Source organism: Cyanobium sp. T1B-Tous (genome assembly GCF_024345475.1).
Classification (GTDB): domain Bacteria; phylum Cyanobacteriota; class Cyanobacteriia; order PCC-6307; family Cyanobiaceae; genus Cyanobium_A.
The window spans coordinates 1-14,653 of the sequence record NZ_JAGQBE010000008.1 but is presented as its reverse complement, the minus strand read 5'-3'; the positions used below and the strand labels follow the sequence as shown (position 1 = coordinate 14,653).

At 68.2% G+C, this 14,653-nt stretch carries 17 protein-coding genes, 1 tRNA gene and 1 pseudogene; 9 read left to right on the top strand and 10 right to left on the bottom strand.

Features of this window, described 5'->3' with window-relative positions:
* Positions 1-12: 12 nt before the first annotated feature.
* On the bottom strand, positions 13-1,584 hold the full coding sequence (gene gpmI, locus KBY71_RS03250; RefSeq protein WP_254927556.1) for a 2,3-bisphosphoglycerate-independent phosphoglycerate mutase: 1,572 nt from the start codon (positions 1,582-1,584) through the stop codon (positions 13-15).
* 256 nt (positions 1,585-1,840) lie between these two features.
* Between gpmI and pyrR the strand changes: the two genes are divergently transcribed.
* The gene (gene pyrR, locus KBY71_RS03245; protein WP_254927598.1) at positions 1,841-2,377 is read left to right on the top strand and encodes a bifunctional pyr operon transcriptional regulator/uracil phosphoribosyltransferase PyrR; all 537 of its coding nucleotides are present in this window, start codon (positions 1,841-1,843) and stop codon (positions 2,375-2,377) included.
* Here pyrR and KBY71_RS03240 read toward each other — a convergent pair.
* The 3 genes from KBY71_RS03240 to KBY71_RS03230 all read right to left on the bottom strand — a co-directional run bounded on the left by KBY71_RS03240 (position 2,374) and on the right by KBY71_RS03230 (position 5,185).
* A complete protein-coding gene (locus KBY71_RS03240; RefSeq protein ID WP_254927555.1) occupies positions 2,374-2,592 on the bottom strand; it encodes a ferredoxin-thioredoxin reductase variable chain in 219 nt (72 codons plus the stop codon). The two genes, pyrR and KBY71_RS03240, sit on opposite strands and share 4 nt — an antisense overlap.
* A gap of 67 nt (positions 2,593-2,659) precedes the next feature.
* Positions 2,660-3,487, bottom strand: a complete 828-nt coding sequence (locus KBY71_RS03235; protein ID WP_254927554.1) for a hypothetical protein — start codon at positions 3,485-3,487, stop codon at positions 2,660-2,662.
* A 117-nt stretch (positions 3,488-3,604) separates the two neighbouring features.
* On the bottom strand, positions 3,605-5,185 hold the full coding sequence (locus tag KBY71_RS03230; RefSeq protein WP_254927553.1) for an Hsp70 family protein: 1,581 nt from the start codon (positions 5,183-5,185) through the stop codon (positions 3,605-3,607).
* Between the two features lie 63 nt (positions 5,186-5,248).
* Here KBY71_RS03230 and KBY71_RS03225 point away from each other — a divergent pair, with 63 nt between their 5' ends.
* The 3 genes from KBY71_RS03225 to KBY71_RS03215 all read left to right on the top strand — a co-directional run bounded on the left by KBY71_RS03225 (position 5,249) and on the right by KBY71_RS03215 (position 6,494).
* Positions 5,249-5,479 carry a DNA-directed RNA polymerase subunit omega gene (locus KBY71_RS03225; RefSeq protein ID WP_190389914.1) on the top strand — a complete coding sequence of 77 codons (231 nt, stop codon included), beginning with the start codon at positions 5,249-5,251 and terminating at the stop codon, positions 5,477-5,479.
* Between the two features lie 10 nt (positions 5,480-5,489).
* Positions 5,490-5,903 carry a DUF1818 family protein gene (locus KBY71_RS03220; RefSeq protein ID WP_254927552.1) on the top strand — a complete coding sequence of 138 codons (414 nt, stop codon included), beginning with the start codon at positions 5,490-5,492 and terminating at the stop codon, positions 5,901-5,903.
* A gap of 336 nt (positions 5,904-6,239) precedes the next feature.
* On the top strand, positions 6,240-6,494 hold the full coding sequence (locus KBY71_RS03215; protein WP_254927551.1) for a DUF2811 domain-containing protein: 255 nt from the start codon (positions 6,240-6,242) through the stop codon (positions 6,492-6,494).
* On the opposite strand, the gene KBY71_RS03210 is transcribed toward KBY71_RS03215, so the two are convergent.
* The 4 genes from KBY71_RS03210 to KBY71_RS03195 form a co-directional block, all read right to left on the bottom strand.
* Complete coding sequence (locus KBY71_RS03210) at positions 6,481-7,245, bottom strand: hypothetical protein (protein ID WP_254927550.1); 765 nt, start codon at positions 7,243-7,245, stop codon at positions 6,481-6,483. The genes KBY71_RS03215 and KBY71_RS03210 overlap by 14 nt on opposite strands.
* Positions 7,242-7,700: an EVE domain-containing protein gene (locus KBY71_RS03205; RefSeq protein WP_254927549.1), complete on the bottom strand. Its 459-nt coding sequence runs from the start codon at positions 7,698-7,700 to the stop codon at positions 7,242-7,244. Before KBY71_RS03205 ends, KBY71_RS03210 begins: the two co-directional genes overlap by 4 nt.
* A gap of 72 nt (positions 7,701-7,772) precedes the next feature.
* On the bottom strand, positions 7,773-9,191 hold the full coding sequence (gene murD, locus KBY71_RS03200; RefSeq protein WP_396095061.1) for a UDP-N-acetylmuramoyl-L-alanine--D-glutamate ligase: 1,419 nt from the start codon (positions 9,189-9,191) through the stop codon (positions 7,773-7,775).
* 25 nt (positions 9,192-9,216) lie between these two features.
* Positions 9,217-9,288 (bottom strand) — tRNA-Val (locus tag KBY71_RS03195).
* 134 nt (positions 9,289-9,422) lie between these two features.
* Between KBY71_RS03195 and KBY71_RS03190 the strand changes: the two genes are divergently transcribed.
* A complete protein-coding gene (locus tag KBY71_RS03190) occupies positions 9,423-9,908 on the top strand; it encodes a type II secretion system protein (RefSeq protein ID WP_254927547.1) in 486 nt (161 codons plus the stop codon).
* A gap of 58 nt (positions 9,909-9,966) precedes the next feature.
* Here the strand turns inward: KBY71_RS03190 and KBY71_RS03185 are convergent, their stop codons facing one another.
* Both KBY71_RS03185 and KBY71_RS03180 read right to left on the bottom strand, forming a co-directional pair.
* Complete coding sequence (locus KBY71_RS03185) at positions 9,967-10,752, bottom strand: photosystem II S4 domain protein (protein WP_254927546.1); 786 nt, start codon at positions 10,750-10,752, stop codon at positions 9,967-9,969.
* 15 nt (positions 10,753-10,767) lie between these two features.
* Positions 10,768-11,271: a hypothetical protein gene (locus tag KBY71_RS03180; protein WP_254927545.1), complete on the bottom strand. Its 504-nt coding sequence runs from the start codon at positions 11,269-11,271 to the stop codon at positions 10,768-10,770.
* A gap of 82 nt (positions 11,272-11,353) precedes the next feature.
* On the opposite strand from KBY71_RS03180, the gene serA reads away from it, so the two are divergent.
* From serA to KBY71_RS03160, 4 genes and pseudogenes are all read left to right on the top strand, one after another.
* A complete protein-coding gene (gene serA / locus KBY71_RS03175; protein ID WP_254927544.1) occupies positions 11,354-12,940 on the top strand; it encodes a phosphoglycerate dehydrogenase in 1,587 nt (528 codons plus the stop codon).
* Positions 12,940-13,842 (top strand): 50S ribosomal protein L11 methyltransferase, encoded by a 903-nt coding sequence (prmA, locus tag KBY71_RS03170; protein WP_254927543.1) that lies wholly within the window; start codon positions 12,940-12,942, stop codon positions 13,840-13,842. Before serA ends, prmA begins: the two co-directional genes overlap by 1 nt.
* A gap of 141 nt (positions 13,843-13,983) precedes the next feature.
* On the top strand, positions 13,984-14,283 hold the full coding sequence (locus KBY71_RS03165; protein WP_094560128.1) for a ferredoxin: 300 nt from the start codon (positions 13,984-13,986) through the stop codon (positions 14,281-14,283).
* 47 nt (positions 14,284-14,330) lie between these two features.
* Positions 14,331-14,653, top strand: a pseudogene (locus KBY71_RS03160) (hypothetical protein); the annotation flags it as partial.

Sequence of the window (14,653 nt, the reverse complement as noted above, 5' to 3'; positions counted from 1 at the left end):
GGTGAGCGCAGGCTAGACGCCCAGGGTCTGGGGGATGCGGCTGGTGTCCGCGGTGGTGGCGGCGGGCAGGATCAGCGACTCGCCGCTCATGGTGGCTGGCTTGGGCAGGTGGAGGATCTCCAGCAGGGTGGGGGCGATGTCAGCCAAGCCGCCGCCGTCGCGCAACACCACGTTGGTGCCATGGCCGGGCAGTTTGCGCTTCTCGCCCTCCACCAGGATCACGGGCACCGGGTTGGTGGTGTGCGCCGTCCAGGGCCGGCCATCGGGGCCTTCCATCACCTCCGCATTGCCATGGTCGGCGGTGATCAGCAGGGTGCCACCCATGCGGTTGGTGGCCTCCATCAGCCGCCCGACGCAGGTGTCCACGGTGGTGATGGCTTCCGTGGTGGCCGCCATCTTGCCGGTGTGCCCCACCATGTCGGGGTTGGCGTAGTTGATCACCACCAGGGCATAGATGCCCTTCTGGATCGCGGCGACGCAGCTGTCGGTGAGTTGGCCCGCCGACATGGCGGGGGACTGGTCATAGGTGGCCACCCTCGGTGAGGGAACGAGGTGCCGGTCTTCGCCGGGGAAGGCCTGCTCGATGCCCCCGTTCATGAAGTAGGTGACGTGGGGATATTTCTCCGTTTCGGCGGTGCGGAACTGGCGCAGTCCCGCCTCCGACACCACCTGCCCGAGCAGCCCGTCGAGGGATTCGGGGGGAAAGGCGACGGCCACGGGCAGCCCTTTTTCGTATTGGGTGAAGGTGACCACATCGATCGGGCTGATGGGCTCCCGGGCGAAGCCATCGAACTCGGCCAGCACCAGCGCTCGGATCAGCTGCCGCACCCGGTCGGGCCGGAAGTTGAAACACACCACGCCGTCACCGGCCTTGATCAGACCCTCCGCCAGCCGCACCGGTTCGAGGAACTCATCGCCGATCTCCTGGGCGTAGGAGGCGTGGATGGCGTTGACCGGGCTGAGTTCGGAGATGGGCGCCGGTTCGGTGTAGAGGCGATAGGCCTTTTCCGTGCGATCCCAGCGGTTGTCGCGGTCCATCGCCCAGTAGCGGCCGCAGAGGGTGGCAATGCGGCCTACACCCGCCCGGTTGATCTGCTCCTGAACCTGGGTCACGAACCGCGGTGCGCTGCTCGGGTCGGTGTCACGGCCGTCGGTGATCACGTGCACACACACGTCGGACAGGCCTCGTGCGGCGGCCCAGCTCAGCAGACCTCCCAGGTGCTTGATGTGGCTGTGCACCCCGCCGTCCGAGCAGAGGCCGATCAGGTGCAGGGTGCCGCCGCGTTGCTGGAGCCCCGCGGCGAGGGCATTGAGGGCGGTGTTATCGGCAATGCTGCCGTTGTTGACGGCCTGGCTGATCCGGACCAACTCCTGGCGAATGATCCTGCCGGAGCCGATGGTGAGGTGCCCCACCTCCGAGTTGCCCATCTGCTCGTCGGGCAAGCCCACGGCGCCGCCGCTTGCTTCGATCAGGGTGTGGGGGTAGGCATGCCAGAGGGCGTCCATCACCGGGGTGCTGGCGGCCCGGATGGCGTTGTGTTCGGCCTGATGGCTGTAGCCCCAGCCATCCAGAATCGCGAGCACAACGGGGGCGACACCGGATGGGTCCCGGAAAGTGGGAGAAGGGCCCTCGGACAGGGTGGATTGCTGCTGTGAGGGAAATGCTGTCACCCGTCTCACCTAGCGACCGATTCGCCTAGCGACGTTGAATCAACGCCTTCCAAGCCCAACCTACAGTGCGGATGTGCGGTGATCCCGCTTGATCCCGGCCGGGTCAGGCTTTGGCCACACTGATGGTCCAAGGCCAATTCGCCGGGGCTCTTTATCCGTGGCTGTCCTGATGCACCGGCTGGAATTGCTCTCCGCGTTGGATCTCGGCCGCACCCTCGATCGCCTGGCCTCCCAGGTGCTGGAAAGTGCCCTCGACAGCCGCTCCCTGGTGCTGCTCGGCATCCCGACCCGGGGCGTGGCGCTGGCTGAGGTCCTGGCCCAGCGGCTGGCGGCGATGACGGGTCATCCGATTGACCAGGGCACGGTGGATCCCACCTTTCACCGTGATGATCTGGAACGGGTGGGCACCCGCCTGGGCCAACCCACCGACCTGCCTGTGGCCCTGGATGGACGTCAGGTGGTGCTGGTGGACGACGTGATCTTCACCGGGCGCACCGTGCGAGCGGCCTTAGAGGCCCTGCAGGCCTGGGGGCGGCCCAAGCGGGTGAGTCTGTTGGCCATGGTGGATCGGGGCCATCGGGAGTTGCCGATTCAGCCCGATTTCTGCGGCCGCGTGGTGCCCACCCGCCGTCAGGAGTCGATCCAGCTCTGTCTCCAGGCCATCGACGGCGAGGAAGGGGTCTATTTGCTGCGACCCGAGCCTTAGGCGGGCTCGAGTTCGTCGCCGCGGAAGTGGGCGCGAAATTTCCCAAAAGCCACGATCACCGGCAGGGTTGGGCTGATCACCCGACCTTTCCACTCGTTGAGGACGGTCACCACTTCGCCCTGCTGGCCCTGGAGGTCGAAGGCTTCGCCGCGGTGCTGGGGATGGTGGTAGACGACCACGCTCTGGGAGACCTTGACCTGATCACCTGGCTGCATGGCCCCGGAGCTTCATCGCGCGGCCAATCTTGTCATGCGCCAGCCGGCCCTGGGGATCCCCAGGGGGTCAGCGCTGACAGGCTGTCTCCGGCCCGGCCTCCACCACTGTCCCGCCGAGGGCCCGGCAGGCGTCCTGGAAGGCCGCCCATTCGTTCATGCCCTTGGCGATCCTCAGCTGCACCTGGGCGTCGAGTTGGTCGGTGGGCACGGTGTGGGGCAGCTGCCCGTGGGCGTCGTGTTCACGCTCCTGTCCTGCCAGGCCTTCAATGCCCTTCTGCACCGTGGCCTGTAGCGCCCGGCTGTGGGTTTTCCACCAGGGATGGTCGATGCGGGTGAGGGCATCGAGGGCTTCCCACCACCGCCGTTGATCACCCAGGGCCTTGGCCCGCTCGAACTGGAGTCGGTTGCGGGTCCAGTTTTCTCGGAATTTGTCCCCCAGGCTGTTGCCATCGGCCCGTCGGTCGTCCCCCATCACGGCCAGGAGTGCCAGAGCGGCCTGGAGGTCGCCGTCCTGAAAGCGGCTCAGGGCTCGCTGTTGCAGGGACTGCTGCCAGCGGTTTAGCTGGTCGCGGTCGGCCGGACTGCCGGCCTGGGAGTTCACAAGTTGCAGTTGCAGTTGCAGGGCCGCGGCCCACTGCTGTTGCTGCCAGAGGCGGGCCGCCTGGCGCCGCCGGCAGCTTCCCTGTTCCGCCGGTGCCTGCCCTCCCAGCCAGCGCAGGGCTTCCAGCTGTTCGCTGTAGCGAAGGCAGGCCTGCAGATCCCCGCTCCTGGCCGCCTGCTCCAGCCGTTGGGGCAGTTGTTGCTCCCACCAGTAGGCCGCCCCGAGGCCGGAGGCCACCAGGCCCAGGGTGAGGCCCAGCCAGAAACGGGGCAGCCTGTGGCGGCGCAGGGCCAAGGCGAGAGGAGGGCAAGTCTCCCCGTTTTATGGGGCTGGGGGCCCCGCCGCCCTTGGCAGGGGGCAGCGGCTCCGGCGTCCACTGTCCTTGGCGGTCCCGCGCCCCGGGCGCTGGGCTCAGCGCACCGGGCCCAGCGCCCGCGGCGGGGTGCGTTGGCCGCTGCGCAGGTCGGTGACCTCCAGCAGGAGCTGGCCCTGGGGATCGATCTCGAAGGCCAGGCGCAGGCAATCCTCACCGGGCTGGCCCGGCGTTTCCAGGAGCAGGGCCGGGGGCTGCTGACTCCAGGGCTGGACGCGGCCCTCGCCGGCGGGCCGTGGCCGCAGCACCGGCAAGCCACCCTCAAACACCACTTCGCTGCGCTGTTCGTTGTCCGGTTCCCCGAGCACCAGCTCCAGGGACCGCTGGTCAGGGCTGCTGCAGGCCAGCACCACCTCCAGGGGACGGTCGCTGGGCCAGGTCTGGCCGGCCACAAACACGGCCTGCCAGTGGTGACGGCCCGAGCGCTGGTCCCAGCAGCGCAGCGACACCCCATGGCGCAGGATGTCGCGCACCTGGACGCCGGGGGTGAGGGCCAGGGCGCCGAGGGCCACGGCCTCCACCGGCCGCTCGTGGCGCAGGGGAATCCCGCTGCAGCGTTCGGCCAGCCACTGGCGAATCAGGGGGAGTCGGCTGCTGCCCCCCACCGGCAGCACCGCTGTGATCTGTTTCAGGGCCAGCCCCTCGCGGCGGGCGGCGGCCAGCACTTCCTCGAGCAATCCATCCAGCTGGGCCACCAGGCCCCGTTCCCGCAGCAGGGCCTCGAGGTCGCTCCGGTTCAGCCGCAGGGCCTGGGGGGGGAGGCCTGACCCAGGGGGGCTCCAGAGCACCAGAGCCTCCTCCTGGTTGCTGAGTTGGCACTTGAGGGCTTCGGCAGCGGCCAGCAGATCGCCACTCAAGGCCGCTTCTGGACAGAGATGGGCGGCGATCCAGCGGTCGAAATCCCGGCCCCCCAGGGCGAGCCCAGCCTTGCCAATCACCCGGGCGCAGCGCAGGGCCTGGCGGCTGGAGCCCAGGTCACGGCCGGCGAAGCGCAGCAGCTGGGCCATGGGCGCCGGCCGGCCCTCACCCCCCTCCAGGGCCACCAGGGAGAGGTCGATCGTCCCCCCGCCGAGGTCCACCACCAGCACCGTGCTGCCGGCGGGCAATCCGGCGCCGATGGCGGCGGCGGTGGGTTCGTCCACCAGGGCCAGTTCCGCCACCTCCAGCTCGCGGCACACCTCCTGCAGCCACTGGCGGTAACGGGGGTAGCTGTCGATCGGGGCCGTGAGCACCAGCCGCTGAGGGTCCAGATCCGTGGGCAGGGCGGCCCAGAGTTGTTGCAGCAACAGGGCCCCGGCCTGCTCCGGGCTGAGCGGCAGGGTGATGGATCGGGCCGGACCCGGGGGGAGGGTCCCACTCCGGGGGGTGGCCCCGATCCGCCGTTTGAAGTCGCGGTGCAGCTCGGGCCCCTCGGTGTGGGCCAGGCCCGCCTCCAGCACCTGGCGTCCGATCAGGGGCCTGGATCGGGCGGGATCGCTCAGCCACAGCAAGGTGGGAACCACCACGGGCTCGCTGCTGCTGTAGGGAGGCAGGGCGAGGAGCTGCGCTGCGGCACCGGCCTCCTGGTAGGCCACCACCGTGGTGCTGCTGCCCAGATCGATGGCCAGGGTGCCCCGCATGGTGATCTTCTAATCGGGACGCGGCACCTGCTGACCTAGATTGGCTGAATTGGAGCGGTGTTCATGCAGAGCGGACTTGATGTCAATCCCAAGGAACTGGCCCAACGGGCCGAAAGCCTGATCCGCCATTCCAGCAATCGCTACCTCACCACGGTGCGCATTGCCTTCCGGGCCAAGCAGCGCCGTTTCGATGACTTCGACGGTCTGCTCGACGACTCCATGATCAAGCCTGTGCAGCGCGCCATCATTGAGTTGAGCGACGAACAGGACCAGCCCGACCTGCTGCCCGGCTGACCGTCGCCGCATGCAGGTCCAGGAAGGGGAGGGGTGGCGTTGGCTGGTGGATCCGGCCAGCCACCCCTTTTCTGTGTTGGTGGGTGGCCAGGGCTGGGCCGTCGAGCTCACCGCGGAGGAAGCCCGGGAGCTGCAGCAGGGGTTGGCCCGGCTGGCGCGGGAGCACAGGGGGCTGGCCGACCAACTGATGGGCGAGGAGGCGATCAGCCTGGAGCTGGAGCGGGGATCGCTCTGGATGGCGCTCGAGGGTGACCGGCAGGCCTGGGAGCTCCGGTTTGTGCTCACCCCGGCTGGGGGGGGCAGCCGCGCCGTGGAGGGCAGCTGGGGCGTTGGGGCCAGCGCAGCCCTGGTGGCGGCCCTGGACCCGGGGGCGTCTGCCGATGGGGCGGGCCAACTGTGGGCGGCTCCTCACGGTCCCGCCTGAGACCCAAGGGCCGTAGCCCCATGATCAGCACTGCTGATGATGGCGGGATTCCTGCGCAGCCCCCAGATCGGCCGTGGATTTGCCCAGGTTTTCCCCAGCTTTGGCTCCCGGGAGGCCGCGAGCGCCGGGAGCCTGGGGAAAACCCTGCCGCTGCAGCCTTTCCCCTTGACAGGCTGGGGCGGTTCCCTCCTGGGCGATTGCGGCTGGCCGTCGGCGGGGCCAATCCCTTCAGGGGCCTGCAATCTCAGTCTGCGAGCGTCGCGGTTTGGGGCCTTGGTCCCGATTTGACGGCTTCGGCTGGATGTGGAGAACTGGTGCCATCTCGAACCCACCTCCATGGAATTGCAGGCCAGTGACCAGCCCTTGACGGGCGTTGATCCGGCCACGGTGAGTTTCCAGGCTGAGGTGCCGGAGGTCCTGCTGGCGTCGATGCGCGGGTTCATCGAGCAGCATCCCAACTGGGATCAATACCGTCTTTTTCAAGCCGCCCTGGCGGGGTTTCTGGTTCAGAACGGCCTCAAGAATCGGGAGGTCACCCGCTGCTATCTGGCCAATCTCTTCCCAGCCCAGGCGAGCTTCAGGGGACGCTGATCCCGCTCGGGTCGCCCGGTTCGAATAGCTGCTGGTAGGCGGCTGTCAGGGTGCAGGCCGCCACAGGCAAGGCCACCACCAAGCCCGCCAGCAGCACCAGGAAGCCGGCCAGAACCATCCCCAGCAGCACCAGGGTCAGTCCCAGGGCATGGAGCCAATGGGGGTCTGTTGCGGCCCGGCCGCGGCGAAAGGCGCCTAGGGGACCCAGCCCGCCAATCACGGTGAGGGGCAGGCTCAGGATCTGGTCAGCGCTGAAATACACGACGACGGCCCAGCCCGCCAGCAGCGGCAGCGGGGCGAGCAGCGGCTGGATCAGGGTGAGCAGCCAGGAGCTGGCCTGGGCGAGACGCACAATCACGGCCAGCACCACCAGGATCAGCAGCACGGTGCCGAAACAGCGGAGCATGGCCCGGCCATCCACCCGGATCAGCTCCCCCAGCTGGGGCCGGCGACGGTGGAGGGCCAGCTGGGCTCCACGCAGCAGGCCCACGACCAGCCACAGGCCGGTGAGCACATAGAGGATCCAGGCCATGGCGGCCAAGACGATCGAGATCGGATCCGGTTGGCCCAGCAGCGAGATCACCAGGCCGCTCTCGTAGCGGTAGAGCAGCTGGGCCAGCAGGTTGGCGCCACCGCTGAGCAGGGTGAAGCCCATCAGCACCCAGGGGCAGTGGGCAAAGGCTGCCCAACCCCGCTCCACCGCGCCGCGGATCGCCAGGGGGGCCGGGCTGATCGGTGCCGACTGGCTCACGGGGCGTCCAGCAGGCTCAGCAGCCGTTCGGCACTGGCGGCACTCACCGGCAGGATCGAGAGGCGGTTGCCCCGTTTCACCACCCCCAGCTCCTCGGGGCTGAAGTTCTCCCGCAGGGTGTCGAGGCTCAGCAGGCGCGCAAATTGGCGCACATAGCGGAGCTTCACGCAATCCCAGCGGGGCTTCTCGGGGGTGGCGCCGGGGTCGAAATAATTTGAGGTGGGATCAAACTGGCTGGGATCGATCAGCTGGGTCTCGATCACCTCCATCAGGCCGATGATTCCTGGTGGTTTGGTGTTGGAGTGGTAGAAGAAAGCCTGGTCGCCAATCTGCATGGCCCGCATGAAATTACGGGCTTGATAGTTGCGAATGCCATCCCACAGGGTCGTGCCTTCCCGTTGCAGGTGGTCGATCCCGTAGACCTCGGGCTCGCTCTTCATCAACCAGTACGCCATGGGCGTTTGCAGCGAACGGCTCGCCCCGGAATGGTAGGGGCAGCGTTGTCGTGGTTTGCCGGCCCCGCAGCCCTAGAGCCCAGCGACCAAGTGGCGGAAGTGATTCCCGCGGGCTTCAAAATCGCTGTATTGATCAAAGCTCGCGCAGGCCGGTGAGAGCAGCACCGCTTGGCACCGATGGGTGCGTGCCAGTTGGGCGGCCAGGGCAACACCCGTGTCCAGGCCCTCACAGCAGTGCACCGCTCCCGGGAAGCCTGCGGCTGTGAGCAGGTGCTGGAATTCCGCCTGGGCCGCGCCGAACAACACCACGGCGGCGGCTTTCTGGCCCAGGGCCGCCAGCCAGCTGTTGGGGTTGCCCTGCTTGGCTTCGCCCCCCGCCAACACCACCAAGGGACCTTCCAAGGCCTGGAGAGCCACCTCGGCCGCGTCGTAATTGGTGGCCTTGCTGTCGTTGTAGTACGTGATGCCCTGGTCTTCGCGCAGGCGCTCGAGTCGGTGGGGGACGCCGGGGAAGGCCCGGAAGGCCTCTTCCATCTGCGTTCCAGACAGCCCAGCCACCAGGCCGGCAGCGGCGGCGAGCAGCATGTTCTGGCGGTTGTGGGCTCCGGGCATGGCCAGGCAGTCGGCGGCCATCAGGGCGGTGCCGCCGGACGGGCTGGCGTGCATCACCTGGCCCCCTTCGATCCAGAGGCTGGGCGTGATGGTGGCGGGCAGGCTCTCGCGCCGGCCCGCCGTGATCCAGGTGGCCTGGTCCCAGCGGTCGGCATGGGCGCGCAAATCGGCGTCATCCGCGTTGAGGATGCGCTCACGTGAGCGCTCCAGCAGGCCCCGTTTGATGGCGCGATAGGCGTCGAGGGTGCCATGGCGCTCCAGGTGGTCCGGGGTGAGGGTCGTCCAGATCCCCACCTGGGGGGCCACCCGTGGGGCGGCTTCGATCTGGTAGCTGCTGAGCTCCATCACCAGCCAGTCGGGCTGGGGGCGGTTGGGTTGGGGGAGGTTGGGTTGGATTCTTTCCAGCACCAGCTCAGCCGCTGAAAAGCCGACGTTGCCACCCATGGGCGCGTCGAGGCCCGCATGCTGCAGCAGGTGGCTCACCAGGTGGGTGACGGTGGTTTTGCCGTTGGTGCCGGTGATGCCGATCCAGGGCACGTTGCGGCTGGCCTGCCAGGCCAGCTCCAGGTCGCCAACGGTGGGGATGCCCTGCTGGCGCAGCACCTCCAGGGTGGGGTGATCCCAGCGAATGCCCGGGCTCACCACCACCGCCGCGGGGGGACTGGCCAGGGCCGAGAAGGTGTCCGGATGGAGGGGGGTGCCGAGCTGCACGGCGATGCCCAGCTGGCGCAGATCGGCGGCCCTGGCTTCAAGGTCTGGTCCCTGCTGGCTGTCGATCACGAGCACCGCTCGGCCGGCCTGATGCAACAGCTTGGCCGCACCGATTCCGGATCGCGCCAGACCGACAACCACGGTCAAATCGCTCACCGTGACTGCCATCTCAGGAAATGCAGTTGAATTGAAATGGGCGATACTGGAATCGAACCAGTGACTCCTACCGTGTCAAGGTAGTGCTCTACCTCTGAGCTAATCGCCCCAGAAGCGATCTGACTTTACAGAACGGCCGCCGCTGCCTCCTGGACCGGACTGGGTCGATGGTGTCGATGGGTCTCACCTGCTGGTGGATCTGCGGGAGGCGCGTTCCAATGCAGGAACTGCAAAAGCTGCTTTTTGATCGCCCCCGCTCTAGCTCTGGATAGGACTCGCTCGGCTACTCCGTCTTGCCACGGTCTTGGTGGTCGCCCCCGTCTGTGGCGGGTTCGCAGGGCAGGGCAAAGTCGCGGCTTCACCTTGGTGGAGCTGTTGGTGGTGGTAATCATCATCGCCGTCCTCGCCGGTCTGAGTGCAGGCGCTGTGATCCGCTATGGCAACAAGGCGCGCGTCTCAGCGGCCAAGGCGGTGGTGGCGTCGGCGGCCCGGGAATGTCTGCGCTGGATGTTGGATACAGAAGGGGTCGCCTTTGCATTGGGTACGTCGGCTGGGGAGGGATTTCGCCTGCTCCCTGATCCCCCGGAGTGTGGTGGTCCGCAGGTCGTTCCATTTGTGGTCACGATCGATGTGATGCCGGGCTCGACCTTTGGCGTCAATGTCAACCCTGATGGCACCCTCGAGCGCGTCTGTACCGGCTCGGTGGACTGCCAGGGGGGACGCTGGTGAATGCCTGGGAGCGGTTCTGACCCTGCGCCCATCGGGCCGTTCTGCATCAATACTCCAGTCAGCACCGCACCAGCTCAATCCGCCACCGCTCGCGCTTGGTGGCCTGCACCGCCTCGAGTTGCAGCTCTCCTCGTCCTTCGAGCTGCACCCGATCCCCGGCCACCAGCAGGCGGCTGGGGCTGGAGATGGGCTGCCAGTTGACCCCCACGCTGCCCTGACGGATCAGTTCTGCCATGCGGTTGCGGGAGATCCCGAATCCGGCCGAGGCCACCGCATCCAGCCGTAGGGAGGCCTCCACTGTCTGGAAGCGGCGAGGGTGGCGCTGGGCGGGCAGCTGCAGTTGATCCAGCGGCCTGGCCTCTAGCCGCACCTCCACCGTGCGCACGCTGGTGGTGCGGCCATCCAGCGCCGCAGCCTGCTCTGCGGTGACCACGGCCTGGGCCCCCCGGTCGCCCCGCACCCAGATGTCGCCGAGCGCCTCCTCCGGGGGGCCGAGGGCCAGCAGGCCAGCGCGGAAATCGCTGCGCTCGGCGGGATCGAACAGAAAATTGCCGCTGATCTCGAGGCCCATCAAGCCGGCTGCCCCAGCCTCCAGATCCAGGGCTGCGTCGCTCCGCTGAACCAGCAGCCGCTGCCGCTCGGCCCCGGGATAGCCCCCGGTGCTGGTCAGGGTCAGCTCGGCCAGGGCGCCCAGCCGTTCGGTGGCTTCCTCTCGCACGCCCCCGTCCACAAACCCCGTCCACACCGGTTCCCAGGTGCGCAGGGCCTGGTCGGCGACGGCGAGCACGGCGGCCAGCTCCTTCGGGTGCTGGCTCCCCACCAGCAGGTCGCGCTGCGGCAGCATCAGATCCGGGCCTGTTCAGCCATCGCCCAGGCGCACCACCGCCAAGGGCTTGGCCTGTTGGAGGCTGATCCAGGGCATCTCGACGCCGTTGGCCGTTTCGGCCAGCAGCAGCCAGTGGCCCTCCTCCACCCGGTTGCGCAGGCTGCGGATGCGGTCATCTTCCTCCGAGCGCACGCTCGCCGCAGCGGCGAAGCTCCCCATCCACCCCGAGCCCATGCCGAGCAGGGCGCCGATCAGGTGCTGGCTCCAGGCGCCGGCGAAGGCGAAGGTGTCGAGGTCGGTGATGTAGGTGAAGGTGAGGCCGGCCAGGAAGCCGAAGGGGATCAGCCAGCGGGCCATCGAGCGCTGGCGGAGGCGGCGGGCCACCGCCGGATTGAGCCGCGCCACCTCCGCCAGGGTCTGTTCCCCTTCGCCGATGACCTCCAGCTGCACCATCGGCGGCTGCAGGGCCGCCAGGCGATCCCGCAGCTGATGCAGCCGTTTGCGGTCGTTCAGCACCACCACCACACTCGTGCCCACGCTGCGCTCTGCTCCTTCGGGATGGGGGGATTCTCGCCGCTCACTACACTGCACCGCCGGCTCACCCACCCCACCGCCGGGCATGACAAAGGTTCTCGTTTCGGATCCCATCGACCAGGCGGGGATCGACATCCTGTCCCAAGTGGCCACGGTGGATGTGCGCACCGGGCTTCCGCCTGAAGAGCTCAAGGCGATCATCGGCGACTACGACGCCCTGATGATCCGCTCGGGCACCACGGTGACCGCCGAGATCATCGAAGCTGCCGACAAGCTGCGGATCATCGGCCGCGCCGGCGTTGGGGTGGACAACGTGGATGTGCCGGCGGCCACCAAGCGGGGTGTGCTGGTGGTGAATTCGCCCGAGGGCAACACCATCGCCGCCGCCGAGCAGGCCCTGGCCCTGATGCTGGCCCTCTCCCGCCATGTGCCCCACGCCCACGCCAGCACCATGGCCGGCGGCTGGGACCGCAAGAAATATGTGGGCAACGAGCTCTACAAGAAAAAGCTCGGCGTGGTGGGCCTCGGCAAGATCGGCTCCCACGTGGCCCGGGTGGCCAAGGCCATGGGCATGGACGTGATGGCCTACGACCCCTTCGTGTCCGCGGAGCGGGCCCAGCAGATGCAGGTGCGGCTGATGCCCCTGCCGGCCCTGTTCGCCGAGGCCGACTTCATCAGCCTCCACCTGCCCCGCACCCCGGACACCGAGAACCTGGTGAACGCGGAGTTGCTCAAGACCATGAAGTCCACGGCCCGCCTCGTCAACTGCGCCCGCGGCGGCATCATCGACGAGGCGGCCCTGGCCGAGGCGGTGGAGAACGGCACCATCGGCGGCGCCGCCCTGGACGTGTATGCCAACGAGCCCCTCGAGGCCGGCTCGCCCCTGCGCCAGGTGCGGGAGCGCCTGATCCTCACCCCCCACCTGGGCGCCTCCACCGAAGAGGCCCAGGAAAACGTGGCGATCGATGTGGCGGAGCAGATCCGGGATGTGTTGCTGGGCCTGCCGGCCCGCAGCGCCGTGAACATCCCCGGCCTCAATGCCGAGGTGATGGAGCAGCTCAAGCCCCACCTGCAACTGGCCGAAACCCTGGGGCAACTGCTGAGTCAGCTGGCCGGCGGCCCGATCAACGAGCTGGAGGTGCGGCTCCAGGGGGACTTTGCCGCCCACCCCGCCCAGCCCCTGGTGGTGGCGGCCCTCAAGGGTCTGCTCTCCACCGCTCTTGGCGACAGCATCAACTACGTGAACGCCAGCCTGGAGGCCAAGGAGCGGGGCATCCACGTGGTGGAGGTGAAGGACGACGCCAGCCGCGATTTCGCGGGCGGCTCCCTGCAGCTGAGCTCCAAGGGCTCCAACGGCAACCACACCGTCACCGGGGCGGTATTCGCCGAGGGGGAACTGCGGATCACCACCATCGATGAGTTTCCGGTGAACGTGGCCCCCAGCCGCCACATGCTGTTCACCCGTCACCGGGATATGCCCGGAATCATCGGCCAGCTGGGCTCCCTGCTCGGTGAGCACAACGTCAACATCGCCTCGATGCAGGTGGGTCGCCGCATCGTGCGCGGCGACGCCGTGATGGTGCTCAGCCTCGACGATCCGATTCCTCCGAGCCTGTTGGCTTCGGTGCACGCCATCAACGGCATTCAGGAAGCAAACCCGGTCACCCTCTGATGGCCGCGGCCCCGGGTTGGTGGCGACTGGAGCTGGCGTCCCCGCCGGAGCTCGAGGAATCCCTGTTGTGGAAGCTCGGCGCCCTGGGGATTCCCCGAGTTGCGGTCCAGCACCCTCCCGGGACTCCCGCTGAGCGCCAGCTGATCGCCTGGCTGCCGGCGAGCGATTGGCCCGAGCACGAGCGCTGGCAGCTGGAGCAGGCCTTGGCGCCCCTGGCGGAGCCCTTCGGCGTGGCCCTGCCACCCCTGCAGTGGAGCCAGCAGGCCGAGGAAGACTGGAGCCTCAGCTGGAAGCAGCACTGGCAGGCCGATCCAGTGGGCCAGCGGCTGCTGATCCTTCCAGCCTGGTTGTCCTGCCCGCCCGAGCACGCTGGGCGGCAGGTGATCGTCATGGATCCCGGCAGCGCCTTCGGCACCGGCAGCCACCCCACCACGCGCCTGTGTCTCGAAGCGCTCGAATCCCTCGATCTGGCGGGGGTGCGGCTGGCCGATCTCGGCTGCGGCAGCGGCGTGCTGGGCCTGGCGGCCCTGCGGCTGGGGGCGGTTGCAGTGGCGGCCGCCGACACCGATGTCCTGGCGGTGCGGGCCACGGCCGACAACGCCGCCCTCAACGGGCTGAAGCACCAGCTGCGGGTGGCGCTGGGCTCGGCGGACACCCTGGCCGGCCTGCTCGATGGCCAGCCGGCCGATCTGTTGCTCTGCAACATCCTGGCGCCGGTGATTCAGGCCCTTTGTCCGGCTTTTCACACCCTGTTGGCTCCCCACGGTGTCGGCCTGCTCAGCGGCCTGCTGGTGGACCAGGCCCCCGCCCTCCAACAGGCGTTGCTGGAGGAGGGCTGGCGGGCCGAGCTCACGGCCCAGCAGAGCCAGTGGGGCCTGCTGACGATCCGCCGTGTTGCATAAGGCACGCTGATCTGTGCCTTGGCTTTGATTGGGCTTCCTCCGTCCTCGCTGACAAATCGACGGGAAAGGTGCGCGGCGGATGTATGAAGGGCGGGTCCTACAGGCCCGGCTTCCGGGTGCCTGTGAGCCCCAATCCCTTTCATGGCTTCCTACAAGGTCACCCTCATCAGCGAGAGCGAAGGCCTCAACAAGACCATCGAGGTTCCTGATGACCAGTACATCCTCGACGCCGCTGAGGAGCAGGGCATTGACCTGCCCTACTCCTGCCGTGCCGGCGCTTGCTCCACCTGCGCTGGCAAGCTGACCGCCGGCACCGTGGACCAGAGCGACCAGAGCTTCCTGGACGACGACCAGATCGAAGCTGGGTTCGTGCTCACCTGCGTGGCCTACCCCACCAGCGACTGCACCATCAAGACCCACGCCGAAGAAGAGCTCTACTGAGCTCCCCATCCGGGTGATGGCCCCTTCCAGGCACGCCTGCGTGCTTGATGGCCGGCTCCCTCTCTGCCACCCTGCGGGGTGGCTTTTTGCTGTCATCTCGGAGCCGTCGTTCTGTGTCAGCCCAGGCACCCCCCTCCCGGGGCAACGTCGCAGCCCTGCTGAAGCCGGGGAGCGAGCACACCAGCCCTGGTGGTCAGTACAGCTATCGGGTGCTGGGCCCCTGCTGCCGCCTGTTTGATCGCGAGGAGCTGCCCTGGCCCTGCTGCCGTCTGGCCTGGCGCAGTAAGGAGCCCAGTTGGCGGCGCATCGGCCGGCGCTTCGTGGCGGATCTGGCCTCACGCCGCTGCCCTTCCTATGCCGTTGAGCTGCT